This window comes from Microbulbifer sp. (assembly GCF_036563125.1).
In the GTDB taxonomy this organism is placed as follows: Bacteria; Pseudomonadota; Gammaproteobacteria; order Pseudomonadales; family Cellvibrionaceae; genus Microbulbifer.
The window spans coordinates 12,313-36,538 of sequence record NZ_DATCMV010000100.1 but is presented as its reverse complement, the minus strand read 5'-3'; the positions used below and the strand labels follow the sequence as shown (position 1 = coordinate 36,538).

Annotated in this window: 23 protein-coding genes; 14 read left to right on the top strand and 9 right to left on the bottom strand. The window is 60.5% G+C overall.

What is annotated here, in order from left to right:
- Positions 1–471 (bottom strand): DUF805 domain-containing protein (locus tag VIL80_RS08290; RefSeq protein WP_332035646.1); only part of this gene is annotated, 471 nt, incomplete at its 3' end.
- 413 nt (positions 472–884) lie between these two features.
- Between VIL80_RS08290 and VIL80_RS08285 the strand changes: the two genes are divergently transcribed.
- On the top strand, positions 885–2,672 hold the full coding sequence (locus tag VIL80_RS08285; RefSeq protein ID WP_332035645.1) for a S8 family peptidase: 1,788 nt from the start codon (positions 885–887) through the stop codon (positions 2,670–2,672).
- A 97-nt stretch (positions 2,673–2,769) separates the two neighbouring features.
- Here VIL80_RS08285 and ahr read toward each other — a convergent pair whose 3' ends face one another.
- Positions 2,770–3,777, bottom strand: a complete 1,008-nt coding sequence (ahr, locus tag VIL80_RS08280; RefSeq protein WP_332035644.1) for an NADPH-dependent aldehyde reductase Ahr — start codon at positions 3,775–3,777, stop codon at positions 2,770–2,772.
- Positions 3,778–3,944: 167 nt separating this feature from the next.
- On the opposite strand from ahr, the gene VIL80_RS08275 reads away from it, so the two are divergent.
- The 5 genes from VIL80_RS08275 (at position 3,945) to VIL80_RS08255 (ending at position 9,526) form a co-directional block, all read left to right on the top strand.
- Positions 3,945–5,189, top strand: coding sequence for a sterol desaturase family protein (locus VIL80_RS08275; protein ID WP_332035643.1), 1,245 nt, complete (start codon positions 3,945–3,947; stop codon positions 5,187–5,189).
- Positions 5,190–5,424: 235 nt separating this feature from the next.
- The gene (gene gmk, locus VIL80_RS08270) at positions 5,425–6,045 is read left to right on the top strand and encodes a guanylate kinase (RefSeq protein WP_332035642.1); all 621 of its coding nucleotides are present in this window, start codon (positions 5,425–5,427) and stop codon (positions 6,043–6,045) included.
- Between the two features lie 330 nt (positions 6,046–6,375).
- On the top strand, positions 6,376–6,639 hold the full coding sequence (rpoZ, locus tag VIL80_RS08265) for a DNA-directed RNA polymerase subunit omega (protein WP_318952543.1): 264 nt from the start codon (positions 6,376–6,378) through the stop codon (positions 6,637–6,639).
- 58 nt (positions 6,640–6,697) lie between these two features.
- On the top strand, positions 6,698–8,815 hold the full coding sequence (gene spoT, locus VIL80_RS08260; RefSeq protein ID WP_332035641.1) for a bifunctional GTP diphosphokinase/guanosine-3',5'-bis pyrophosphate 3'-pyrophosphohydrolase: 2,118 nt from the start codon (positions 6,698–6,700) through the stop codon (positions 8,813–8,815).
- A 327-nt stretch (positions 8,816–9,142) separates the two neighbouring features.
- Positions 9,143–9,526: a RidA family protein gene (locus VIL80_RS08255; protein WP_332035640.1), complete on the top strand. Its 384-nt coding sequence runs from the start codon at positions 9,143–9,145 to the stop codon at positions 9,524–9,526.
- A 75-nt stretch (positions 9,527–9,601) separates the two neighbouring features.
- On the opposite strand, the gene VIL80_RS08250 is transcribed toward VIL80_RS08255, so the two are convergent.
- Both VIL80_RS08250 and VIL80_RS08245 read right to left on the bottom strand, forming a co-directional pair.
- Positions 9,602–10,480 carry an NAD-dependent epimerase/dehydratase family protein gene (locus VIL80_RS08250; RefSeq protein WP_332035639.1) on the bottom strand — a complete coding sequence of 293 codons (879 nt, stop codon included), beginning with the start codon at positions 10,478–10,480 and terminating at the stop codon, positions 9,602–9,604.
- A gap of 216 nt (positions 10,481–10,696) precedes the next feature.
- Positions 10,697–10,951 carry a GlsB/YeaQ/YmgE family stress response membrane protein gene (locus tag VIL80_RS08245; RefSeq protein ID WP_318952539.1) on the bottom strand — a complete coding sequence of 85 codons (255 nt, stop codon included), beginning with the start codon at positions 10,949–10,951 and terminating at the stop codon, positions 10,697–10,699.
- Positions 10,952–11,184: 233 nt separating this feature from the next.
- Here VIL80_RS08245 and VIL80_RS08240 point away from each other — a divergent pair, with 233 nt between their 5' ends.
- The 4 genes from VIL80_RS08240 to VIL80_RS08225 all read left to right on the top strand — a co-directional run bounded on the left by VIL80_RS08240 (position 11,185) and on the right by VIL80_RS08225 (position 16,182).
- Positions 11,185–12,108: a hydrogen peroxide-inducible genes activator gene (locus tag VIL80_RS08240; RefSeq protein WP_332035638.1), complete on the top strand. Its 924-nt coding sequence runs from the start codon at positions 11,185–11,187 to the stop codon at positions 12,106–12,108.
- Positions 12,105–14,210: an ATP-dependent DNA helicase RecG gene (gene recG, locus VIL80_RS08235; RefSeq protein ID WP_332035637.1), complete on the top strand. Its 2,106-nt coding sequence runs from the start codon at positions 12,105–12,107 to the stop codon at positions 14,208–14,210. Before VIL80_RS08240 ends, recG begins: the two co-directional genes overlap by 4 nt.
- A 285-nt stretch (positions 14,211–14,495) precedes the next feature.
- Positions 14,496–15,197 (top strand): hypothetical protein, encoded by a 702-nt coding sequence (locus tag VIL80_RS08230; protein ID WP_332035636.1) that lies wholly within the window; start codon positions 14,496–14,498, stop codon positions 15,195–15,197.
- Positions 15,198–15,501: 304 nt separating this feature from the next.
- Positions 15,502–16,182 carry a hypothetical protein gene (locus VIL80_RS08225; protein ID WP_332035635.1) on the top strand — a complete coding sequence of 227 codons (681 nt, stop codon included), beginning with the start codon at positions 15,502–15,504 and terminating at the stop codon, positions 16,180–16,182.
- Between the two features lie 82 nt (positions 16,183–16,264).
- Here VIL80_RS08225 and VIL80_RS08220 read toward each other — a convergent pair whose 3' ends face one another.
- The gene (locus VIL80_RS08220) at positions 16,265–17,581 is read right to left on the bottom strand and encodes a dicarboxylate/amino acid:cation symporter (protein WP_332035634.1); all 1,317 of its coding nucleotides are present in this window, start codon (positions 17,579–17,581) and stop codon (positions 16,265–16,267) included.
- Between the two features lie 333 nt (positions 17,582–17,914).
- Here VIL80_RS08220 and VIL80_RS08215 point away from each other — a divergent pair, with 333 nt between their 5' ends.
- From VIL80_RS08215 to phoR, 4 genes are all read left to right on the top strand, one after another.
- Complete coding sequence (locus VIL80_RS08215) at positions 17,915–18,487, top strand: chorismate--pyruvate lyase family protein (RefSeq protein ID WP_332035633.1); 573 nt, start codon at positions 17,915–17,917, stop codon at positions 18,485–18,487.
- Between the two features lie 26 nt (positions 18,488–18,513).
- Positions 18,514–19,401, top strand: coding sequence for a 4-hydroxybenzoate octaprenyltransferase (ubiA, locus tag VIL80_RS08210; RefSeq protein ID WP_332035632.1), 888 nt, complete (start codon positions 18,514–18,516; stop codon positions 19,399–19,401).
- A gap of 128 nt (positions 19,402–19,529) precedes the next feature.
- On the top strand, positions 19,530–20,234 hold the full coding sequence (phoB, locus tag VIL80_RS08205; RefSeq protein WP_332035631.1) for a phosphate regulon transcriptional regulator PhoB: 705 nt from the start codon (positions 19,530–19,532) through the stop codon (positions 20,232–20,234).
- Between the two features lie 228 nt (positions 20,235–20,462).
- Positions 20,463–21,776, top strand: coding sequence for a phosphate regulon sensor histidine kinase PhoR (phoR, locus tag VIL80_RS08200; protein WP_332035630.1), 1,314 nt, complete (start codon positions 20,463–20,465; stop codon positions 21,774–21,776).
- A gap of 74 nt (positions 21,777–21,850) precedes the next feature.
- On the opposite strand, the gene VIL80_RS08195 is transcribed toward phoR, so the two are convergent.
- From VIL80_RS08195 to VIL80_RS08180, 4 genes are read right to left on the bottom strand one after another with little or no spacing between them, the layout of a single operon-like run.
- Positions 21,851–22,210: a hypothetical protein gene (locus VIL80_RS08195; protein WP_332035629.1), complete on the bottom strand. Its 360-nt coding sequence runs from the start codon at positions 22,208–22,210 to the stop codon at positions 21,851–21,853.
- A gap of 45 nt (positions 22,211–22,255) precedes the next feature.
- Positions 22,256–22,852 (bottom strand): DUF938 domain-containing protein, encoded by a 597-nt coding sequence (locus VIL80_RS08190; protein ID WP_332035628.1) that lies wholly within the window; start codon positions 22,850–22,852, stop codon positions 22,256–22,258.
- 17 nt (positions 22,853–22,869) lie between these two features.
- Positions 22,870–23,649: a peroxide stress protein YaaA gene (gene yaaA / locus VIL80_RS08185; RefSeq protein WP_332035627.1), complete on the bottom strand. Its 780-nt coding sequence runs from the start codon at positions 23,647–23,649 to the stop codon at positions 22,870–22,872.
- Between the two features lie 51 nt (positions 23,650–23,700).
- Positions 23,701–24,192: a DUF4265 domain-containing protein gene (locus VIL80_RS08180; RefSeq protein ID WP_332035626.1), complete on the bottom strand. Its 492-nt coding sequence runs from the start codon at positions 24,190–24,192 to the stop codon at positions 23,701–23,703.
- Positions 24,193–24,226: the final 34 nt, after the last annotated feature.

Here is a 24,226-nt window from a genome sequence, read left to right as displayed (position 1 = left end):
GGCAACGCCAAGCACAATACTCAGCAAAAATGCCACGATGACCCCGGTGGAATTCCGGCTTACCCGCGGACCAAATCGGTTTGCCGCAGAATTACCCGGGAAAAACACCAAATAGATCAACAGCATAAGGTTCAGCAACGGTACGAACATCATCAGGTACCACAAAAAACTGGAATGCCCGAGGTCATGTAAACGCCGCGCGTATAGCGAAAATCCGTATATCACACTGAACAACATGAATACTGTATAGATGGCGACACCCGCTTCTGGGCTAACGGGAATAAAAACCGCTGCAGCTATTCCGCCCAGCAGTAGGATCAGCATCGTGGAAACCATCCAGTAAGTAATAAACCTTAATCGCCCGAGCCGGCCACTGAAAGCAAAAATACGTGCACTCACTTCCTCATTTTCTCCTCCGACATCGAGATCGGAGACCTGAGGGGATGCATACGGATTGGCAACGGTAGTCATAAGAGCTTCCTTAATTACCAGTTTTTGTTTGTTGTTTTATGTTCCAGTTCGGCTTGGCCGACAGCGAGATTATGGCAATGCCCATGTAGGCGTACAACGCCCAACCTGCGGCCACCAAGTCGGGAAACCCGTGTTATTCGCACCAGCGAAAATGGGAACCAGTTAGCACAATTTTCTACTTTAAAAACACTAGTGCCAACTTATTCCTAAAATTGGCGCAAATAACAAAGAATTGTCTCCTCTTTTTCCTGTGGGCGTAGCCTTTCCCATCGTCAAACCAGTACCCCGAAAAGAAACCACAACAAAATTGCCAGGCAGATTTCCGGGGTCACCGCTCAGGAGTCCCGCGGTGTGATTACCGACGGTTCTATCCAGCTCCGCCGATAAAAATAAGCAAGGAGAAATTCTCAACCATGAAATTTTCAGCATTTGTGAAAAAACGTCCCGGCGCCGTGCTCGGCGCGGCGACCCTACTGTTCAGTGCGACATTTGGCGCGAGTTTTACCGTGTATGCGGTAGAACCCGAGTTGTCCGCCGTGGCGGTTGCACAGGAAGCAGTGGTGACGGATCGCATCATCGTCAAATACAAAAATTCCATGGCGGGCGCCAATGCCGCCGCCATGTCACAGACCGCTCTCGATCGCACGGCACAGACAACCGGCCACCGCTTCCAGCAAATGCGCCGTCTTTCTACCGGCGCGCAGTTGTTGAAACTGGAAAAACGCACCAGCAAATCGGAACTCGATGCCATCATCAGCCGCCTGCAGCAGGACCCGGAAGTGGAGTACGCAGAACCAGATCTGATGATGCACGCACTGGCCACCCCCAACGATACTTACTACAGCAATCAGTGGCATTACTATGAAGCCGCTGGCGGCCTGAATCTGCCAGCGGCCTGGGATACCACGCAGGGGGAGGGTGTCGTAGTGGCGGTAATCGATACCGGCTACCGCCCCCATGCAGACCTGGCGGCGAATATCCTGCCCGGTTACGACATGATCTCCGACACCTTCGTATCCCGCGATGGAGACGGCCGCGACTCTGATGCGTCGGATCCCGGCGACTGGACCTCCACCAATGACTGCGGCAGCGGTTGGCAGGCGACCAGTTCCAGCTGGCACGGGACCCATGTGGCCGGCACCATCGCCGCGGTATCCAACAACGGTACCGGTGTCGCCGGCGTGGCTTACAAGGCCAAAGTGGTGCCGGTACGTGTACTCGGCCGCTGCGGTGGCTACACCTCGGATATCGCCGACGCGATTATCTGGGGTGCCGGCGGCTCCGTGTCCGGCGTTCCCAGCAACGCCAATCCCGCCAAGGTATTGAACCTGTCCCTGGGTGGCAGCGGCAGCTGCGGCAGCACCACCCAGAACGCCATCAATACCGCACGCAGCCTGGGGGCTACCGTGGTGGTGGCCGCGGGTAACTCCAACACCAATGCATCCACTGCCACCCCGGCCAACTGCTCCGGTGTGGTCACCGTGGCTTCCGTGAATCGCAGTGGTGGCCGCGCCTGGTACTCCAACTACGGCAGCGTGGTGGATGTGGCGGCTCCCGGCGGCGACACCTCGGTCAGCGCTAATGGCGTGCTCTCCACTCTGAATAACGGCAGCACCACTCCCGGTAGTGACGTCTATGCCTACTACCAGGGCACCAGTATGGCGGCGCCCCACGTAGCCGGCGCGGCGGCACTGCTCTACTCGGTGGATGGAAACCTGAGCCCGGATAACGTTGAAAGTATTCTTACCAGTACCGCGCGCAGTTTCCCCGCCACCTGTAGCCAGTGCGGTAGCGGTATTGTCGACGCCGCAGCAGCGGTGGCCTATGCGGCTGGCGGTGGCAGCAGCAGTGGTGGTAGCAGTGGCGGTGGAAGCGGTGGCGGCAGCGGTGGCGGTGAGGCCAGCGGCTGGACCGAGACCGGACTGTCCGGCAGCCGGCGCAGCTGGAAGCACTTCACTCTGGATGTGGATGCGGGTATTTCCACCCTGAATGTCAGCATGTATGGCGGCAGCGGCGACGCCGATCTTTACGTGCGTTATGGCGCCCAGCCCACCACCGGCAGCTACGACTGCCGCCCCTATCTCACCGGCAACACAGAGAGCTGCAATTTCAGCAGTCCGGCGGCGGGCACCTGGTATATCAGTATCCGCGGTTACACCGCCTATTCGGGGGTTACCCTGCAGGCGGAGGCTGCGCCCTGACCGGGGCTGACGTTTAGCCGTTACTCATCTCCTAACACTCCTCCCTTGTTTGGCCGGCATTCGCCGGCCTTTTTTATTTAGCGGCTTTTTCCGTGGGTTATTTTCCCGCCTCCAGCACGATCCGATAGCGCGCTTCGCCGCTGTTCAGCCGCGCAAATGCCTCATTCACCTCACTCATCGGGAAGTGTTCCACTTTTGGCGCGATGTTGTGGCGCTCGGCAAATTCGAGCATGTCGGCGATGGTGGTGGGGCTACCCACAGGGGATCCCGAGACCTGGCGCTGGGCCATCAGCAGGTTGAACACATTCAGATCCAGCGGTGCTGTGGTGGCGCCCACAAAATGCAGGCGGCCGCGGGGTTTCAGTGTCGCGAGATAGGTATTCCAGTCGAGCTTTACGTTGACCGTGGAAATGATCAGGTCGAACTGGCCGGCGGCGGCTTTCAGCGCCTGCGGGTCGCGACTGTTCAGGGTGTGATGCGCTCCCAGTTCCAGCGCCTCGTCGCGCTTGCTGTCGCTGGAGGTGAATGCGGTGACATCGCAGCCCCAGGCATTCAGGAATTGCAGCGCCAGATGGCCGAGCCCGCCAATGCCGATCACCGCGGCGCGGCTGTTCGGTTTGATATTGAACTGGACCAGCGGGTTGTACACGGTGATACCCGCACAGAACAACGGGCCGACAACTTTCGGATCGAGCCCGTCGGGAATGGGGACCACGCTGTCGGCGCTGGCCCGCACCTTGTCGGCAAAGCCACCGTGGTGGCCGATGATGGTGGGCTGAGCCTGGGCACACAGATTCTGGTTGCCGGTGTCACACTCGCCGCAGTGCCCGCAGAAGCCAGAGTGCCAACCGAGACCCACGCGCTGGTCTTTTTTCAGGTGGGTCACTCCCTCGCCCAGGGCGGTGATGCGACCGACCACTTCGTGCCCCGGCACCACCGGGTACGCGGTCATGCCCCACTCGTCGTTCACCACGCTCACGTCGCTGTGGCAGAGACCGCAGTATTCCACCGCGATTTCCACCTGGCCCGGCTTCAGCTGGCCGGGGTCGTAACGGAAGGGTTTGAGTTCGGCACCGGCACTGTCGGCGGCATAAGCGTTGATCATGGTGGCTCCCGATGGTCTGTGGGTTTTTGAAATCGGTGAAAGGTGGAAAATAGCGTACGGATTTCGGAATCCGGTCTCTCGCGGACATTGTTCATGTTGCGGCCTGTGGCAACATTACCCGCGAGGTCAGAACAACGATAACGATATAGTCAAATTCCGAGGTACCCGTGGGACTCGTCACTGCTGCCATTCCGTTTTTCCTGCTCGCCGTACTGATTGAACTCGCGCTGGACCGCTGGCGCGGTTGGGGGCTTTACCGCCTCAACGATGCGATCGGCAGCCTGGGCGCCGGTATCCTGAGCCGCATCCTCGGCCTGGTCCGGGTGGGTATCCTGGTGCTCATCTACATCCCGCTGTACCAGTGGCTGGAGCCCGTTTATCAAAGCCTCGGTATCAGCTGGTCGCTGGAGAATCCCTGGCACCTGGTGCTGGCGGTCATCGCCTATGACTTCTGCTACTACTGGAAGCACCGCATCAGCCACGAGATCAATATCTTCTGGGCCGAGCACCTGGTGCACCACCAGAGCGAGGACTACAACCTCACCACCGCACTGCGCCAGTCCAGCGATCTGGTGCCACTGGGCTGGATCTTCTACCTGCCACTGCTGCTGATTGGCATGCCGTGGGAACTACTGGTTACCGCCGGCGCCATCGACCTGATCTACCAGTTCTGGGTGCACACGCAGAAATTCCCCAAGGTTCGCTGGATGGAGTGGATTCTCGTTACCCCCTCCAACCACCGGGTGCACCACGCCCAGAACAAGGTGTATGTGGACCGCAATTACGGTGGCGTGCTGATTATCTGGGATCGTTTATTTGGTACTTACCAGGAGGAGCTGACTGAAGAGCCCTGTATCTACGGGGTGCGCAAGCCGCTCAATACCTTCGATCCACTGGCCGCCAACCTGCAGCACTTCCGCCGCATGTGGTTGGACGCCGTGTACACCAAAAGCTGGAAGGAAAAGCTCACCCTGTGGTTCCGCGCCACCGGCTATCGGCCGGCGGATGCAGAGGCAGCGATGCCGGTGCCGAGCGGTGACCTCGACAATTTCCACCGTTTCGATCCGGTGATTGCGCGCGGCCTGCGCTGGTATGCACTGGCACAACACCTGATTTACTCCGCGGCCACGCTCGCGCTGCTGCAATACAGCAAAGCCCTGGACTACGGCACCACGGCACTGCTGGTGCTGATGCTGGTGGTCGGACTTGTGGTGAATGGTCGTATCCTCGACGGTGAGGTGCGCAGCCGCCACTGGGAGCTGGGCCGGTTGATTGCGCTGTTCGCGGCCTTGCCGCTGCTGCCCCAGGCAATTTGGGCGGCGATTGCCGGCTACTGCCTGGTCAGCGCCGTACTGTGGTGGTGGTTGGTTTTTGCCCGCAAAGACGATACAGTCACTTCCGTTAGTCATTAACGCTAGGAATCCGCAGTAGCCCGGGCTTCCCCAAAGTACGGGTTGAGATTTCGCAGGCACTCCCGACCGGTTTCGGCCCGCCAGTCTCCCCGTGACAGACGGGCCGGAAAAACCCAACACTTTTGCCCCCAAGCGCCGGTCGGGGGACTGCCTGTTTCCCGTTCACACGCCGCCAGCGGCATTCGTTATAATCCCCGCCCATCAATTCACACTCACCACTGCAGCAAGGTTCGCCGTGTCCACAGGTACTCTCTATACGGTCTCTGCGCCCTCCGGCGCTGGCAAAACCAGTCTCGTGAAGGCGTTGATCGAGGCCGACACCCAGGTCACCGTATCCGTATCCCACACCACACGGCCCATGCGCCCGGGTGAGATCGACGGCATCAACTATCATTTCGTGGACCGCGATGGCTTTGTGGCCATGCTGGGGGAGAACGCTTTCCTCGAGCACGCGCAGGTGTTCGAAAATTATTACGGCACCTCCAAGGCGTGGGTCGAGGAAACCCTCGCCAGCGGCCGCGACGTGATTCTGGAAATCGACTGGCAGGGCGCGGAACAGGTGCGCAGGCTGATGCCTGAGACCGTAGGGATTTTCATCCTGCCGCCATCGCAGCAAGCACTGCTGGAGCGCCTCACCGGGCGCGGCCAGGACGATCAGGGGGTGATCGACAAGCGCATGGCGCAGGCGATCAACGAGATGTCCCACTATGTGGAAACCGATTACCTGATCATCAACGACGATTTCACCACCGCGCTCGGCGAACTGCGCGCCATCATGGTCGCTGAGCGCCAGCGGCTGGTACGGCAGCAGGAGCGCCACACCGCGCTGTTGCAGTCGCTGTTGCGCACTCAGTAAGAGCTAGCCAAGCAAATAGCGGTTTATGCGGAAGGCACTGATGGCGGGTACGGCTTTCTGAGACCTTCCGCGAGAGGGACCTCGCGGAAGAGCCCCCACGGATGGGTTGAGGGGGGGCGCCTAGCCCGTGTCTCAGAAAGCCGTACCCGGTAGCAGTGCCGCCACCTAACTATCAGACCGGGTACTTTCGCAGTGTGCACTGTTCGATTTGCGTACACCGCGCGGTCCGGTAGAATAGCTACCCCCAATCCGTTCGGGCCTGCTCCCGGCGGACAACAGAATTCGCCAATTTTGCCCAACCGGGCGAACCCACACTGGAACAGAAGATATATGGCACGTATTACCGTTGAAGATTGCCTCGACCACGTAGACAACCGCTTTGAGCTGGTGATTGTAGGCAGCAAGCGCGCCCGTCAGATCGCCACCGGTGGTCGCGACCCCTTTGTGCCGGAAGAGAATGACAAGCCCACCGTGATCGCCCTGCGCGAAATCGAAGAGGGCTTCGTGGACGCCAGCATCCTCGACGAACCGGAAGACGAGCCTGTGCGCCGCGCTGCGCCCGCGCCGGTATTCCTGTCCGAGCAGGACCTGTAATCCCGACACCGACGTTTTGATGCAGGATTTGCAGGAAATTTAAGAGGCGAGCGCGGCTTTGCACACTATCGACAGTCTGGCCCATCGCCTCTCGTCCTACCTTCCCCCCGACCAGATCCAGTTCGTCCGCCGCGCCTATTTCTACGCGGAACAGGCCCACGAGGGCCAGACCCGGCGCTCTGGTGAACCCTACATTACCCATCCCCTCGCTGTCGCCACCATCCTGGCGGGCATGCACATGGACGCCCAGAGCCTGGCTGCGGCCATGCTGCACGATGTCATCGAAGACACCGGTATCCCCAAGGCGGCGCTGGCGGAGCAGTTCGGCGATGAGGTGGCGGACCTGGTGGACGGGGTCTCCAAACTGACCCAGTTCGAGACCGACAGCCCGGCGGAAAAGCAGGCGGAGAACTTCCAGAAGATGGCGCTGGCCATGGCGCGGGATATCCGCGTGATTCTGGTGAAGCTCGCCGACCGCCTGCACAACATGCGTACCCTCGGCTCACTCAAGCCGGAGAAGCGCGCGCGTATCGCCCGCGAAACCCTGGAAATCTACGCCCCCATCGCCAATCGCCTGGGCATGAACGATGTGCGGATCGAGTTCGAGGACCGCGCCTTTTTCGCCACCTATCCGCTGCGCGCCAGCCGGCTGCGTGCGGCGCTGGTCGCCGCCCGCGGCAACCGCAAGGAACTGCTGGAAAAGATCCAGAACGCGATTGAACTGCGCCTTGAGCGGGAAAAGATCGACGCTCTGGTGATCGGACGCGAGAAGCACCTGTTCAGCATTTACCAGAAAATGCGCTCGAAGAAGAAGTCGTTCAAGGAAATCATGGACGTCTACGCCTTCCGCATCATCGTCGACAGTGTGGACACCTGCTACCGCACCTTTGGCGTTATCCACAACTTGTACAAGCCGGTAATCAGCGAGTTCAAGGACTATATCGCCATCCCGAAATCCAACGGTTACCAGTCCCTGCACACGGTGCTGCTTGGTATGCACGGGGTGCCCATCGAGGTGCAGATCCGCACCAAGGAAATGGACGAAATGGCCAACAGCGGCATCGCCGCCCACTGGCTGTACAAGTCCTCCGGCGATGAGGTACTGAACACCGGTGGTACCAGCCAGGTGCGCGCGCGCCGCTGGGTACAGGGCCTGCTGGAAATGCAGCAGCGCGCCGGCGACTCGCTGGAATTTATCGAGAACGTAAAGATCGACCTGTTCCCGGACGAGGTCTACGTGTTCACGCCCAAGGGCAAGATCATCGATCTGCCGGCCGGCGCCACCGCGGTGGACTTCGCCTATTCGGTGCACACCGATATCGGCAACTCCTGTGTGGCGGTGCGTATCAACCAGCGCCTGGCGCCGCTGTCGCAGCCCCTGGAGAGCGGCCAGAAGGTGGAAATCCTCACCAGCAAGAATGTGCAGCCCAATCCCAACTGGCTCAATTTCGTGGTGACCGCCAAGGCTCGCAGCGCCATCCGCCATTTCCTCAAGCACCAGCGCCACCACGACTCCATTGCGCTCGGGCGGCGGCTGCTGGAAAAGGCGCTGGTGAAGTTCCACCTCAAGATCACCGATCTCACGGAGGAGCAGGTCCAGCGCGGGGTGAAGGAAGCCCGCTGCGAGAGCTTCGACAACCTGCTGGAGGAAATCGGCCTGGGTAATCGCGCGGCGTTTTCCGCAGCCAAACTGCTGGTGCCGCCGGGTACCACGGAAACCGAAGCCAGCCACATTTCCTCACCGCTGACCATCGACGCCCAGGAGGGCATGATGATCAGCTTTGCGCGTTGCTGCCGCCCGATCCCCGGCGACACCATCATGGGCCATATCAGCTCCGGCAAGGGCGTGGTGGTACACCGCGACAATTGCCGCAATGCGGCGGAACTGCGCGAGCATCCGGAAAACATCATGGCGGTGAACTGGTCGCCGGATGTGAAGGGGGAGTTCCTCGGCGATGTGCGGGTGGAGGTGGAATCCGAGCGCGGTATTATCGCCCGCCTGGCAACGCGTATTACGGAAGAGGGCGCCAGCATCGAACAGATACACGTGGACGAGAAGGATGCCCAGCACAGTGTGATCGCCCTGACCCTGGAAGTCGCCAACCGGGTACACCTGGCGAGGGTGATGAAACGCCTGCGCAACCTGCCCGCCGTACTCAAGATCGCCCGCCCGTAATCCCGCACTCAAGTGCAGCCGCCTACATCGGCGGCGGCAAAGCCCGGTCCGTACCATCTAGTGCCAATCCACATGCCGGCATCGTTTGTCGGATGGGTACCAGTGACGGCTCTCGTTGGTGGGCTAGGGGTTTCACTTCCGGCGGACGCTTGTTGCGGGTGATTTGTTAAATTCGGTAGGGTTTTGCACGAAATTTTCCGGATTGTGGATGGGTTCGCATATCGTTATCGATGACCGTACTTTGCTCCCCAAACCCCATAATCCGCGCTATATTCTCCCGCTTTCTTTTTCAGCAAGCAGGCCCCAATGGGCCCGGAGAAGTAACCCATGCCCAACCGCGCCGTGATAAAAACCGATAAGGCACCGGCCGCCATCGGCAGCTACTCGCAAGCAGTCAAAGTCGACAACACCATCTACCTGTCTGGCCAGATTCCGCTGGTACCGGAAACCATGGAGCTCATCTCCGATGACTTCCGCGAGCAGGCGGTGCAGGTTTTCAAAAACCTGCAGGCGGTGTGCGAAGCGGCCAACGGCTCGCTGGATCACATTGTTAAGCTCAACCTGTACCTCACCGACCTCAGCAACTTCGCCACCGTCAATGAAGTGATGACCGAGCTGTTCACCAAACCGTTCCCGGCGCGCGCCGCGGTAGGCGTGAGCCAGCTGCCGCGCGGTGCGCAGTTCGAAGCCGAAGCGGTAATGGTGATTTAAGTTGGAAGTGCAGCGCCGCTCGGAGTGAGCGGCGCGCAGACGAAAACTCCGGGAAGGAGTTTTCGGGAAAGGAAATCAGTCGTTTTCCAGCAAGGTGCTGTAGCCCGCGCGGTAGTCCGGATACAGCATTTCATAGCCGCTATCCAGCATGCGCTTGTTGCTCAGTTTCTTTGAGCGACGCTCGCTGGTGGGCACCTCCTCGCGCAGATGTGCACTGGTGTAACCCATGGACTTGGCGAGCCAGCTCTGCAGCTCGTACATGGGCACCGGCGTACAGTCCGCACCGATATACAGCTTCTCGATTGCCATACCCTTTTTCTGACCCTCGATCAGGTGCGCCAGAAAGCCCACGGCATCGTCCACGTGAATCCGGTTACTGAACTGGGGCGGCGAGGGCGGTGCGCAGCGACCGGCGCGCACCTGTGACAGCAAGCGGTCGCGCCCGGGGCCATAAATTCCGGCGAAACGCACCACGCAGGATTCCACCGCACTCTGCTGCACGATTTTTTCAGCCGCCAGTAATGCTTCGCCCTGAAAGCTGCTGGGCAGCGGCTGCGAGCGCTCGTCCAGCCACTGGTCGCCGCTCTGGCCGTAGACACGGGAAGAGGAGATCCACAGGAACAGGCGCGGAGGTTTTTCCATGTCCGCGAGGGCCTGGCGCATGGCGCTGGCGGTTTCCACATAGGCGCGCTGGTAGGCCTGCGGGGTACTGGCACCGGGCGTGAAGGTGGCGATGACAATATCCGCACCGTTGCTGAGATGCTTGTGGATATCTTCTACCCGGGTAGCGTCGCCACGGCGCCAGTTGACGACATCGGCCCGGCGTTTGCGTGCCAGCGCCTGCAGCGGATTTCGCCGCACGCCGAATACGTCGTACGCCTTGCGATCCAGCTTTAGTGCCAGACGGGTTCCCAGATCACCGCAACCGAAGATCCAGACTTTTTCCTTTGCCATAACCGCTTGAATCAACCCCCAGGTCCGAACGCCGGCCCCAAATACGCAGTGCCGCAATCGTGCCGGCACCCATTTTTAAGAAGAATGTGAGAATAATTGTGAATTACCGCGGATTCTCAGTCAGCAAACCTATTTATAACCTGTTTGCCCATCGCAATCTGTGAACGGGGCCTACAGCGTGCTGTGGGCCCCTGCACTGAATATTCCGCGGATGCGTCAGCGCGACTTTACCAACCTGTAGACAAACAGCAGGACGATGGCACCGATTACGGCGGTGATGATATCACCCACCGAAAAACCGGTGACCGGACCACCGATGCCCACCATGTTGCCGAGCCAACCACCGATTACCGCTCCGACAATACCGATGATGATGGTGACAATCCAGCCGCCTGGATCGGGGCCTGGCATGATCCACTTGGCCAGTGCGCCCGCGATCAGGCCGAGAATAATCCAAGACAAGATTCCCATAGCGATTCTCCGCTTTGTGTGTATTGAACACTTGCCCTTACACGTATAGCAAAAAAAGCGTCACGCCACCGCGAAGAGCGCAAGTTAATAGCAAAAATTACTATCCATAAACCGCATTAATAGCATTTTTTTCTGGTTTGAGACTTTTACACGCCAGCCGGGCAGTTTTGCTGGCCGCTCGGGGGGGTTTATGAATAAACTCTATCGCCAAGTTTTCCTTGATTGCGTTTGCCATGACACTGAATGAGTTGCGCTACATCGTCACCCTGGCCCAGGAACAGCACTTCGGCCGCGCCGCCGAGCGCTGTTTTGTGAGCCAGCCGACCCTGTCTATCGCCGTCAAAAAGCTGGAAAAAGAATTGGGCGTGGCCCTGTTCGAACGCTCCAAGACCCGGGTGCAGGCCACCCCACTGGGTGAGCGTATCGTCGCCCAGGCACAGCTGGTACTGGAGCAGTCGGCGGCGATCAAAGATATCGCCAGTGCCGGCAAGGACCAGCTGAGCAGTCCGCTGTCGGTAGGGGCCATCTTCACTATCGGGCCCTACCTGTTCCCGCATTTCATTCCGCAGCTGCAACACCTGGCACCGCAGATGCCGCTGTACGTGGAAGAGGGCTACACCTCCACCCTGCGCGCGCGCCTGCGCAAAGGTGAGCTGGATGCCGTGATCATTGCGCTGCCGTTTACCGAGCCAGACGTGGTCACCCAGCCGCTGTACGACGAACCCTTTGTGGTGCTGATGCCCTCGGACCACCCTCTGGCGAAATTCGATGCCCTGAGCCCCGAGCAGCTGTGTGAAGACAATGTGCTGCTGCTGGGCGAGGGCCACTGCTTCCGCGACCAGGTGCTGGAGGCCTGCCCGCAACTGCAGCAGTCCATCGAGAAAGAGGCCGGCAGCGGCCATATCCGCACCGCCGCCGACGGCAGTTCGCTGGAAACCCTGCGCCACATGGTGGCCTCGCGCCTCGGCATCACCGTGCTGCCGCTGTCCGCGGCCGCCGCCTCCCAGTACGCCACCGGTGTGCTGGTGACCCGCCCGTTTGTGGCGCCGGCACCCCAGCGCACGGTGGCACTGGCGTGGCGGGCGAGCTTTCCGCGCCACCGCGCCATCGACATGCTGCGCGACGCCATCAATCAGTGTCAGCTGAAGAGTCCGTGAGCCCCAGTTCCAACCAGAGTCACAAACCGCTGGCAGAGATCCCCGTCACCGCGCTTAAAGGTGTCGGTGCCAAACTGGCGGAAACACTCGCCAAGCTGCATATCAGCTCACTGCAGGACCTGCTGTTCCACCTGCCTGCACGCTACCAGGACCGCACCCGTGTGGTCCCACTGGCGGGCCTGCGCCCCGGTATGGATGCGGTTATCGAAGGGGAGGTACGCGCAGCTAACGTTTTGCTCGGCCGCCGCCGCAGCCTGGCAGTGCGCCTGCAGGACAGCACCGGCAGCGTCACCCTGCGCTTTTTTCATTTCACCGCCGCACAGAAAAGCCGCCTGGCCCCGGGCACCCGGGTGCGCTGCTATGGCGAGGCCCGCCGCGGCAGTGCTGGCGTCGAGCTCTATCATCCAGAGACCGAAATTCTCGGCGAAGATATTTCCCCCACCGCTGACACGCTCACCCCCATTTACCCGCTGACCGAAGGCCTGGGGCAGGGGCGGCTGCGGGCGCTGATCGGGCAGGGGCTGGACTGGCTCGCCGAGGGTAACGTTACCGAGCTGCTGCCGGCGGAACTGTTGCCGAGAGCCCTGCAGATGCCGCTCGCGGGCGCGCTGATGTATTTGCACCAACCGCCGGCGAACGCGGACCTTGCACAGCTGGCGGAAGGCCAGCACCCGGCGCAACAGCGGCTGGCACTTGAAGAGCTGCTGGCCCACCACCTGAGCCTGCTGGAGCTGCGCCGCACTGCATCCAGAGTCTCGGCGCCCGCGCTGGTGCCCAATGCTGCACTGGAACGGGATTTTCTCGCACGCCTGCCGTTTGCCCCCACCAATGCACAGAAGCGTGTCGGCCAAGAAATTGCCGACGATCTCGCCAGCACCGTGCCCATGATGCGCCTGCTGCAGGGGGACGTCGGAGCCGGCAAGACCCTGGTGGCCGCGCGCGCCGCACTACAGGCCATTGGTGCCGGTTTTCAATGTGCGGTGATGGCACCCACGGAAATTCTCGCCGAGCAGCACCGGATCAATTTCTGCGGCTGGCTTGAACCCCTCGGCATTACCGTGGCCTGGCTCACCGGCAGCATGAAAGCGTCCGAGCGCCGCGCGCAGCTGACGGCCATTGCCAATGGTGACGCACAGCTGGTGGTGGGCACCCACGCCCTGTTTCAGGAGGGGGTGGAATTCCACCGCCTGGCGCTGGTGATCATCGACGAACAGCACCGCTTCGGCGTGCGCCAGCGGCTGCAACTGCGTGAGAAAGGCTCCATCGAGGGCGAGACGCGTACCCAGCCGCACCAGTTGATCATGACCGCCACCCCGATCCCCCGCACCCTGGCCATGTCTGCATTTGCCGACCTGGACTGCTCAGTGATCGACGAGCTGCCCCCGGGACGCCAGCCCATCAACACCGTGGCCATCTCCAGCGAGCGCCGCTACGACGTGATGGAACGGGTGCAGAGTGCAGTGCGCGAGGGCCGCCAGGCCTATTGGGTTTGTACCCTGATCGAGGAGTCGGAAACCCTGCAGGCACAGGCCGCGGAATCCACCGCAGCGGAGTTGGCGGATACCCTCGATGGCGTGCGCGTGGCGCTGGTACACGGGCGCATGAAACCCGACGCCAAGGATCTGGTGATGAAGGCTTTCAAGGCCGGAGAGGTAGACCTGCTGGTGGCCACCACGGTCATCGAGGTGGGCGTGGACGTACCCAATGCCAGCCTGATGATTATCGAAAACCCCGAGCGTCTGGGTCTCGCGCAGCTGCACCAGTTAAGAGGGCGCGTCGGCAGGGGCAGTATCGCCAGCCACTGTGTATTGATGTACACCACCCCGCTGTCCGCCAACGGTCGCGCGCGCCTGCAGGCCCTGCGCAGCCACGCTGACGGCTTCGCCATTGCGGAAGAGGACCTGCGCCTGCGCGGCCCCGGGGAAATTCTGGGTACCCGCCAGACCGGTGAGATCCAGCACCGCATCGCCGACCTGCAGCGCGACGCCCATCTGCTGCCTCTGGTGCAGAAAATTGCCGCGGCACCCCGCCTGGACGACGTTGCGCGCGCGGCGCTGGTAAGGCGCTGGCTGCACAACAAGCCCCGTTTTGCGGAAGCTTAGTACACGCGCACTAACAAAGTTTTTTCCGCCAAATCGCTCGTTTGTTTTTTGCATGTTTTGCGAACTGCTCCTCCTTTTTGCACACCCCCGCGCATTGCGTAGACTAATTGGTCATTTGTGGTCACCAATTTTTTTGCACTCGCGCCACTGCGATGGCAGCCTGCTACAAAAGGCCTATTCAGGCCGGTAAAACAATAGGGTGACAACATCACCGGAGCCGCGGTCCGGCCGTGCAAAGCGAGACCCGTACCGGCCAGCGATCGCGCAAATCACAGGAAAATCCTTTTGAATAGCTTTTTCAAGCACCGCCTTGTTTCCACCACCAGCCGCATTGCCCTCTGCGCGCTGATGACACTTAGCGCGACACATACCCTGGCCCAGGGGCTGTTCGGCGGCAGCGTCGAAAGCCCACTGCCCGAAATCACCCTGGCGCGTACGGTAGTCGCCGCGGACATACCCACGCCGCTACAGGGGAACGACATGGAAGCACTGCTGGCACAGGCCGCTTCCGGGCAAGGACTGACCGCCGCGCGGGACGCCGCCACCCGCGAATTCAGTGAACAGCTGCGCAACAAGCTCGACGCCGCACTGCGCGATTTCTTCACCGACGAAGAGGTACCGCTGGGGGCCAGCAACAACTCGCTGACCCTGTACAATTTCTTCGATATCTCCGTGGTCAAGCAACTCAGCGGCCTCAAGAATAATGGCGCGCACGAACTGGAACGCGGCAACCTGAGCGCCAGTGGCGATTACCATTTTCGCCTGCAGGGCCCGAGTGGACAGGTGCTGCTGGAGAAGCGCCTGGATATCGCCGACCTGCGCTTAAAGGGAAATTACCAGATCAAAACCTATAGCAACGGCCAGGAAACTGAGGACAGCACCCCGGCAGAACTGGAGAAGCTGATCGACAACCTGGTGACGCGCGTTCTCAAGCGTATCGAAGACGATCTGGAGGCCGACAGCCTGCGCAATATCGCCGGCGGTTGATACTGTACCGGCGGTGGCTACCCGGTTATCCACCGCCGCAAAGACACCATTCGCTCCCCTCGCACTCGCAAGCCTGTCCCGCGCAACGCGGACCACATCTCCACCCGCTACTCCAATCCAGAATTTCTCGCCGAGACCCCGCGCACAAAAAAGACTACTACTGACGCACAGGTCACGGAAAAATTTTGCTCTCCGCACCAATAAGTGGCAGCCTGTTGTGGCCATTTAATAAATACAGAGCGAATCCATTCGCCAAGTTGCATCCGATAGATCCCGGTATAAAAAAGAAAACAGGGAGAGATGAATGAGAACCTCGACGTTGCGCAGACTGGCTCTCGCCGGCCTGCTGAGTATCGGTTTTACTGCCCACACCCAGGCCCAGAGTGGTTTTTGGGGGAGTGGCGAACATACCCCAAGCCTGGTTATTGCCCCCGCCCAAATTCAGATCGATGTACCCATGCCGGTTTCCAGCGGCAACCTGGAACTGATGCTGGCCCAGGCCGGTAGCGGCGGCGGACTCGCAGACCTCAAACAGCAGGCAATTCGCACCTACACCCAGCACCTGCACAGCGAACTGGCCAGGGAGCTGTACGAATATCTCGACGATGAGGAAGTGCCACTGGTTCAGGAAAACGGCGTGCTGAACCTGCACAACACGCTCAACCTGAGGGTCATCAAACACCTGGCGGGTATGAAACCCAAGGGGGATTACGACCTGGAACAGGGCAATGTCGCGATTAAAGGCGAATTCCGCTACGCCCTCAGCAACCGCAACGGTGCCCCGCTGCGCGAGCAGCAAATCAGCATCGACGATATGAAGATCAGCCGAAAATACCTGACACGTATCTACCACGATGGCCGCGAAAGCGATGACAACACAGAAGAGGCCATCAAAAAGGCACTCAGCGAAATGGTGGAGCGGCTGGTGGAATCCATGGAGGAAAACCTGGAGGCGGACCAGCTGCGGGAAATGGCCGCGCTGTAGCGCCATTGCATATGCCGCACAGCGGGCAAACAAAAAGGGCTGCTAATGCAGCCCTTTTTGTTTGCAGGTTCGGTATCAGGTATCAGGAAATAGCGGAGCGCCCGCGCTCCTGGCCGTTGTCCATCACACTGTGGTAAGCGTCGTCATTGAAGGTGTCGAGATGCAGCGCCCCTTCACTCTTGGCCACAATCGCACTCACCACCGCATCGCCGGTAATGTTCACCGCGGTGCGCACCATATCCAGCAGGCGATCCACCCCCATCACGATGGCAATACCCTCCAGCGGCAGGCCTACCTGCTGCAGCACCATAGCCAGCATGATCAGGCCAACACCCGGAACACCGGCGGTGCCGATGGAAGCCAGGGTCGCAGTCAGGATCACAGTGAGATACCCCATCAGGCCGATCTCGATGCCGTACATCTGGGAGATAAATACGGTCGCCACACCCTGCATGATCGCGGTGCCGTCCATATTGATGGTGGCCCCCAGGGGAATGGTGAACGAAGCCACCTTGTTATCCACACCCAGGCGCTTTTCCACAGTGGACAGCGTAACTGGAATGGTCGCTGCGGAAGACGCGGTACTGAAAGCGAACACCATCGCCGGGCGCATCTTCTTCATCAGCTTCACCGGGTTCAGCCCCGACAGCAGCTTCAGCAATATCGAGTACACGCCAAACGCGTGTAGCAACAGCGCGCCCAGCACCACCAGGAAGTACTTCAGCAGCTGCAGGATTGCATCCAGGCCAAGCTGCGCGATCTTGTTCGCCAGCAGTGCGAACACCCCGTAGGGCGCAAACACCATCAGCACCGACACCATGCGCATGATCACTTCGTTCAGGTCATTGAAGAAACCCGCGATGCGCTGCCCTGGCTTGCCGCTGCGGGAAATCGCGTAACCCATCAGCAGCGCGAACACGATGATCTGCAACATATTGCCCTTGGCCATCGCGTCCACCGGGTTGGTGGGGAAAATATTGACCAGCATATCCGACAGCGGCGGTGCCGGCTTCGGCTCAAACGTCGCGCCCGTGGCCATCCCCTCCATGCCCGCACCGGGCTGGATCACCAGCGCCAGCAGCAGCGCCAGCGAAATCGCGATCGCGGTGGTCACCAGGTACAACAGCAGCGTCTTGCCCGCCAGCACGCCGACGCGACTGCCCTCCGACAGCGCGCAGGCACCACAGATCAGCGACACCAGCACCAGCGGCACCACCATCAGCTTCAGGGAAGCGATAAAGATCTTGCCGACAATATCGAACAGGCCATTGGTCAGGTAGTTGTTGATAAACCCGGTAACACCTTCACCGAGGATTTGGCTGGTATTGAAGAAATTGAACAGCAGGCCGACCGCGATACCCGCGATCATGGCCAGTACGATTTTTTTGGTGAGCCCCATGGTCCGTCCTGTTTTTATTGCCAGCTTCTGCGCGGCTTTACTTACTCGTGGCTGGTAACTAATTAGCGATGCTATCGGGGCGAAGGTGCGATACCGGATAGAGCCTTGCGAGACCTTCCGCGAGAGGGACCTCGCGGAAGAGCCCCCACGGATGGGTTCACGGCGTGTCTCGCAAGGCTCTATCCGGTAGCGGCACCGCCACCAAGCTGGCCAGCGCCCCAAAAACCAAGCGCCACTATATCGGCAGCGCCCGGGTCGGGCAAAACCCAACCATTTCCCCGGCGGTTTGGTCGGGTACAATGCGGTCATATTTGAACCCGCGCGGAGTCACCGTTGTACCACTCCCCCTTTGAACCCATTGGCGACTGGCATCCCCATCCGCTGGATACCCTCCACGGACAAACGCCACCGGAAGCGCTACTGCCCTGGCTGTTGCACCCCGGTTCGCTCACCGCCGCGCTCAAGCACCACAGCAACGGCGAGTTTAGCGTACAGATCCTCAATCAGGGCTGGCAGCAACCGCGCCTCGAAGAGCGCCGTGCCCTCAACCTGCGCGACAAATCCCTCGCGCTGGTACGCGAAGTCCTGTTGTGTGGCCACGGCCAGCCCTGGGTCTACGCCCGCAGCATACTCCCCGAGCGCTCCCTCGCCGGCAAGCTGCGCCACCTGCGCAGCCTCGACAACCGCCCACTGGGCGAGCTGCTGTTCAGCCGCGCCGACATGAAGCGCGGCCCCATCGTCCTCAACCGGCTCGCGCGCAATCCCAACTGCCAGCTCGAACAGCTCGCCGGCATGGAGCCCCGCGCCTGGGGCCGCCGCTCCACCTTCTGGCTCGGCGACAAACCCCTGCTGGTTGCGGAAACCTTCCTCAGCAGTTTCAATCCCCATAGCCCGCCCAGTGCCTGAGCGGGAGTGAATTCCGGGAATATCCAATGCAATTGATCAGCCAACAGATACAGCAGCGCTGGCCGCAGATACTGCCCTACTGGCAGCTGGCCCGTCTCGACCGCCCCATCGGCTCGCTGCTGCTGCTGTGGCCCACCTGGGCGGCGCTGTGGATCGCCGCGAAAGGCTGGCCCGGGCTGCACCTGTTCGCGGTATTCACCCTCGGTGTGATCCTCACCCGTGCCGCCGGCTGCGCCATCAACGATTTTGCCGATCGCAATATCGACGGCCATGTGAAGCGCACCAACCAGCGTCCGTTGGCTACCGGTGCGGCCACCGCCAGGGGCGCGCTGCTGCTGTTCGCGGGCCTGATGCTGCTGGCATTCCTGCTGGTGCTCAGCACCAACCAACTTACCGTGCTGTTGTCGCTGCCGGCGCTGGCGCTGGCCTTCTGCTATCCCTTTGCCAAGCGCTACACCCACCTGCCGCAGGTGGTACTCGGGGCCGCCTTCAGCATGGGTATCCCCATGGCATTTGCAGCAGTGCAGGATGAGGTACCGGCAGTGGCCTGGCTTATGTTCACCGCCAACCTGCTGTGGACTGTGGCCTACGACACCTTTTACGCCATGGTGGACCGGGACGATGACCTTAAAATCGGTGTCAAATCCACCGCCATCCTGTTCGGTGAAATGGACCGGGTAATGACCGGCAGCCTGCAGGCGATGGTGATTTTTGCGCTGCTGATGCTGGGCAGCCGCGAGGCGCTGGGCGCGCTGTACTACTGCGGGGTGGCGATTGCCGCGGGTCTGTTCTGCTACCAGCAGTGGCTGGTACGGGATCGACAACGAGATCCCTGCTTCAAGGCCTTTTTAAATAACAATTGGGTCGGCGCTGCGATTTTTTCGGGTATTTTTACCCACTTCCTCGTTAGCTAAAGGGGGCCATCCGCGGTAAGGTCGTGATTGCCAAACACCTGTCATATATTTGTCATTAAAGTGACGTTAAATGACCGCTGTAAGAAAGTCAGTGAAATGACGCGAAACAGCTAGGGTATGGCGGAAAGATGCACAACAAGACGATCCTTATAGTCGACGACGAAGCCCCGGTCAGGGACATGCTGCGAATTGCGCTGGAGATGGCGGATTACCGCTGCCTCGAGGCAGAAAACGCGCAGGCGGCGCACGCGCTGATCATCGACGAAAAGCCGGATCTGGTGCTGCTGGACTGGATGCTGCCGGATGTATCCGGGGTTGAGCTGGCCCGCCGCCTGAAGCGGGACGAGCTGACCTCCTCGCTGCCAATCATCATGCTGACGGCGAAGGGCGAGGAGGATCACAAGATCAAGGGTCTGGAAACCGGCGCCGATGATTACATCACCAAGCCGTTTTCTCCCCGCGAGCTGGTGGCGCGCCTGAAGGCGGTGCTGCGTCGCGCGGGCCCGAGTACGCCGGAGGAGCCGCTGACGGCGGGTGGTCTGGTGCTGGACCCGATCAGCCACCGGGTGACGATCAATGGCCAACCGGTGGATATGGGGCCCACGGAGTTCCGCCTGCTGACGTTTTTCCTGTCGCACCAGGAGCGCGCGTATACCCGCACTCAGCTGCTGGACCATGTTTGGGGCGGCAATGTGTATGTGGAAGAGCGCACCGTGGACGTGCATATCCGCCGCCTGCGCAAGGCGCTCACCATCGACGGCCACGAGCGCTACATCCAGACCGTGCGCGGCACCGGCTACCGCTTTTCTGTACAGACCGTGGAAAGGGTGTAATCTCTACCACCGAATTCCATCACCGGGCCCGCGACTCAGCCCGGAGGCGGCAAAGCACCGGGTGAAAGGGTTCGGAACCGCTGTAAATACATCCCTGTACGCTCCGTCGCAAACATCCCTGTTTGCGACGGTTCCGAACCCTTTCACCCGGCACTTTGCCTTCGCATCAAGTCCGCAGGTGCACTGAGCTGAATTCTGTGCGCCCCAAAAAAAGATGGCCCAACCATCATGCTCGATCGCAGTATTGGCGAGTTCTCGCGTTTTATCGTCATCGCCCTAGGCACCACCATTCTCGGCTTCTCCAGTGGCCACTGGTGGATGTCGCTATGTGTCGGCCTCGTCGTGTACCTGTGCTGGCTGTTGTGGCAACAGAACCAGTTCGACCGCTGGCTGAGCAATGGCCGCCGCGGCCCGGCGCCGACGAGCTTCGGGGTGTGGGGGGACATCTCGGACGATTTCTATCGCATGCAGCGCCGCCACCGCAAAGAAAAGCAGAAACTGAACTCGATGTTGCGCCGGGTACAGGACAGCACCAGCGCGCTGCGCGAGGGTATTGTGGCGCTCGAGGACGAGGGCAACCTGGCGTGGTGGAACCCCGCGGCGGGGCAGATGTTGCGACTGCAGGCGGATGACGCGGGGCAGCCGCTGGTCAATTTCGTGCGCGATCCGCGGTTTGTGGAGCATATGTACAACCGCATGTTCGGCCGCGGCCGTCCATCGCTGGAGCCGATCACACTTCCCGCACCGGGGGATGACTCGCGCATCCTGACCATGGAGGTGACCCGCTTTGGTCAGGATGAAGCGCTGGTGATCGTGCGGGACGTGACGCGATTGCACAATCTGGAACAGATGCGGCGGGATTTCGTGGCAAACGTTTCCCACGAACTGCGTACACCGCTGACGGTAATTGCGGGCTATCTGGAAACCCTGCAGATGAGCGGCCAGGCGCCGCGCAACTGGGAGCGGCCGCTGTCGCAGATGAGCGAGCAGACGGTGCGCATGACCGGGCTGGTGAACGACCTGCTGTTGCTGGCGCGACTGGAGACGTCTGAGCGCGAGAGCGGCCGCGACAGGGTTTCGGTGCGGCAACTGATGGAGCAGGTGGCTGCGGAGGCGCGCTCACTGAGTGGTGAGCGCCACGAGATCACGGTGGTGTGTGACGAGGAGTGCACGATCACCGGCAGCGCCAGCGAGCTGCACAGCGCGTTTGCAAATCTCGCCTTCAATGCGGTGAAGTACAGCCCGGATGGTGGCCCCATTGAACTGCGCTGGCGGCGGGATGCGGCTGGTGGACACTTTTCCGTGAAGGACTGCGGTATCGGCATTGATCCGGTACACATTCCCCGTCTCACCGAGCGCTTCTACCGCGTGGATGCTGGGCGCTCGCGGGAGAGCGGCGGAACCGGCCTCGGCCTCGCCATCGTCAAACACGTGCTGCTGCGCCACGGCGCCAACCTCTCGGTCACCAGTGTGCCGGGCCGCGGCAGTACCTTTACCCTCAATTTCCCCACACAGAAACTGACACTGGCGAATTCAGCCTGAGCCCTTGCCCCCGTGGCAGTTTGGCCGGCGATAGCACGGTGATTAAAAAAGGCCCGCGAGAGGCCTTTTCGGGTTCAGTTCAATTCCTCGAGCGTTCGCTCTTCGCCACCGGCACGGTAGCGCGCTACTTCACCGTCACCGACGGGAGCTGCGGTTCGGGTAATGGTGATGTGCACCAGCTTGCGCGCACCATCGCGGATCACCAGGTGCTCCCGTCCCTCGTCATCTACCGGCAGGCTGCTTTCGCCGGTGAGGCCGTCGCGCAGTGCGCGCAGCTGCGGCACGTCGCGGTAGCGGTCCAGATCTTTCGAGAGTTTGTATTTCATACGCTCGGACTCCTCCAGCGCAGCGGCGGTTTCGCGGTATTTGGCAAAGAAAAAGACCGCGGCAATACCGGCGAAAATGGCGAGGGTTGTTTCAAACCATGCGGGCATAGTGTGCTCCTGTATTCCTGATTCTGTTGTATTCCGGTGTCGGGCTCAGGCCCGCCACACCAGCAGTTGGTTGTTGGCGGGCAGGAAATTGTTTTCCGTTCTGCGCAGCCCCTGCGCTTCGGCGAGCTGGTCCAGCCACTCGAGATCGCGAATGCCTCGCAGCGGGTCCCGCTCCTTCAGCCATACATCGAAGTCCGCATTGCCCGGGCCGATATAGTCGCCGGCGATTTTCATCGGGCCGTATACGATCAGCTGGCCACCGGGCTCCAGTACCTGCGGCAGGCGCGCGAAGAAGACCTCCACCGCACTCGCCGGCATGATATGCAGTGTATTGGCGGTGAACAGCGTATCCACGCGCAGTTGCGGCCAGTCCCCGGTGACGTCCAGCAGCAGCGGCGGCGGCAGGTTGTCGGCGGGGCTGCTGGCGAGCCACGCCTGAACTTCGTGCAGATTCTGCGCGCGCTCCGAGGTCTGCCACAGCAAATGCGGCAGGTGTGGGGCAAAGTACACCGCATGCTGGCCGGTGCCGCTGCCCACTTCCAGTACCCGGCGACTGCTTGTCAGCAGACGCTGCAGCTGCTCGAGGATCGGCTCGCGGTTGCGCCCGGTGGAAGGGGCATCAGGCAGTTTTACATCGGTCATGGGTTCACTGCCGGTGGTCAGGCCGGCTGCTCGTCCCGCAGAAACACCCAGTCATTGCCTTTGGAGTGCTCCTCACTGAAGTAGTAACCCGCGACGTCGAAGTCTTTCAGCTGCACCGCCTTTTTCACCCGGTTGTCGATGGCCCAGCGGCTCATCATGCCGCGGGCTTTTTTGGCAAAGAAGCTGATCATCTTGTACTGGCCGTTTTTCCAGTCCTTGAAGTGCGGGGTGACGATGTCCGCCTCGAGGTTTTTCGGCTGCACCGACTTGAAGTACTCGGTGGACGCGAGGTTCACCAGCTCCCGGCTTTTCAGCGCTTTCAGCTGCGCATTCAGCGCCGCGGTAATTTTGCCATCCCAGTACTCGTACAGGTTCTTGCCGCCCTGATTGGCGAATTTGGTACCCATTTCCAGGCGATAGGGCTGCATCAGGTCCAGCGGGCGCAACAGGCCATACAGACCGGAAAGCATGCGCAGATGCTTTTGCGCAAAGTCGAAATCGCGCTTGTTCATGGTCTCGGCCTCGAGACCGGTATACACATCGCCCTTGAACGCCAGCAGCGCCGGGCGGGCATTGTCGTCGGTGAACGGGCGCTTCCAGCTGTGGAAGCGATCGTAATTGAGCAGGCCCAGCTTGTCGGAAATCTTCATCAGTGCGGAGATGTCCTGTGGACCAAGAGCTTTCAGCTCCCCAATCAGCGCCGCGGATTCCTTGAGGAAATCCGGCTGGGTGGTTTCGAGCGCGGGGATATCACTCTCGTAGTCGAGGGTTTTGGCGGGGGAGATTACGATCAACATAAAACGGACTGCTCAATCAGAATTCGCGTGGCCAGTGAGATCATTACGAGCTCATTCGGGCTTCAAAATATCCTGCCACCAGTTAAGTGGCGTCTGCCCATCCACCGGATCGTACACATTGCCGTAGTACCAAACACTGTTGGCACCGTCGCATGCGCTGTTAAGGATTTGCTCGATTTCATCGAAACCACAGCTCACATGGATGCTGTACACCAGCAGGCGCGGGCTCTCCATATCCAGCTCGCCGCCGAGCTTTTCGATCTGCGGGGTCAGCTGATCGGAGAGTTTGGTGCTGTCGCCGCGACAGAAGACCCGCACCGCCAGATTGCCGGAGCGTTTCACCAGATCGAAGCCGGGCTTCTGCGGATCCTGGCGGTTGATCTTGATGGTGTCGCCACTGGCAATACCCTTGATAAACGCAGGGGAGCGCACCAGCTGCACGCTGTCATCCTCGTTGACCTTGACCTGCAACCGCTCCACCACCGGCTCACCATCGGGATTGGTACCGGCAAATAATTCGATAATCTGCAGCGCGGTCGTCATAACCTCATTCTCCGGACTGTGTACAATATTCGGC

Coding starts and splice junctions, on each gene's coding strand:
- VIL80_RS08285 (WP_332035645.1), top strand. CDS start 885: ATGAAATTTTCAGCATTTGTGAAAAAACGTCCCGGCGCCGTGCTCGGC.
- ahr (WP_332035644.1), bottom strand. CDS start 3,777: ATGATCAACGCTTATGCCGCCGACAGTGCCGGTGCCGAACTCAAACCC.
- rpoZ (WP_318952543.1), top strand. CDS start 6,376: ATGGCACGTATTACCGTTGAAGATTGCCTCGACCACGTAGACAACCGC.
- VIL80_RS08255 (WP_332035640.1), top strand. CDS start 9,143: ATGCCCAACCGCGCCGTGATAAAAACCGATAAGGCACCGGCCGCCATC.
- VIL80_RS08250 (WP_332035639.1), bottom strand. CDS start 10,480: ATGGCAAAGGAAAAAGTCTGGATCTTCGGTTGCGGTGATCTGGGAACC.
- VIL80_RS08245 (WP_318952539.1), bottom strand. CDS start 10,951: ATGGGAATCTTGTCTTGGATTATTCTCGGCCTGATCGCGGGCGCACTG.
- VIL80_RS08240 (WP_332035638.1), top strand. CDS start 11,185: ATGACACTGAATGAGTTGCGCTACATCGTCACCCTGGCCCAGGAACAG.
- VIL80_RS08225 (WP_332035635.1), top strand. CDS start 15,502: ATGAGAACCTCGACGTTGCGCAGACTGGCTCTCGCCGGCCTGCTGAGT.
- VIL80_RS08220 (WP_332035634.1), bottom strand. CDS start 17,581: ATGGGGCTCACCAAAAAAATCGTACTGGCCATGATCGCGGGTATCGCG.
- ubiA (WP_332035632.1), top strand. CDS start 18,514: ATGCAATTGATCAGCCAACAGATACAGCAGCGCTGGCCGCAGATACTG.
- phoB (WP_332035631.1), top strand. CDS start 19,530: ATGCACAACAAGACGATCCTTATAGTCGACGACGAAGCCCCGGTCAGG.
- phoR (WP_332035630.1), top strand. CDS start 20,463: ATGCTCGATCGCAGTATTGGCGAGTTCTCGCGTTTTATCGTCATCGCC.
- VIL80_RS08195 (WP_332035629.1), bottom strand. CDS start 22,210: ATGCCCGCATGGTTTGAAACAACCCTCGCCATTTTCGCCGGTATTGCC.
- VIL80_RS08190 (WP_332035628.1), bottom strand. CDS start 22,852: ATGACCGATGTAAAACTGCCTGATGCCCCTTCCACCGGGCGCAACCGC.
- yaaA (WP_332035627.1), bottom strand. CDS start 23,649: ATGTTGATCGTAATCTCCCCCGCCAAAACCCTCGACTACGAGAGTGAT.
- VIL80_RS08180 (WP_332035626.1), bottom strand. CDS start 24,192: ATGACGACCGCGCTGCAGATTATCGAATTATTTGCCGGTACCAATCCC.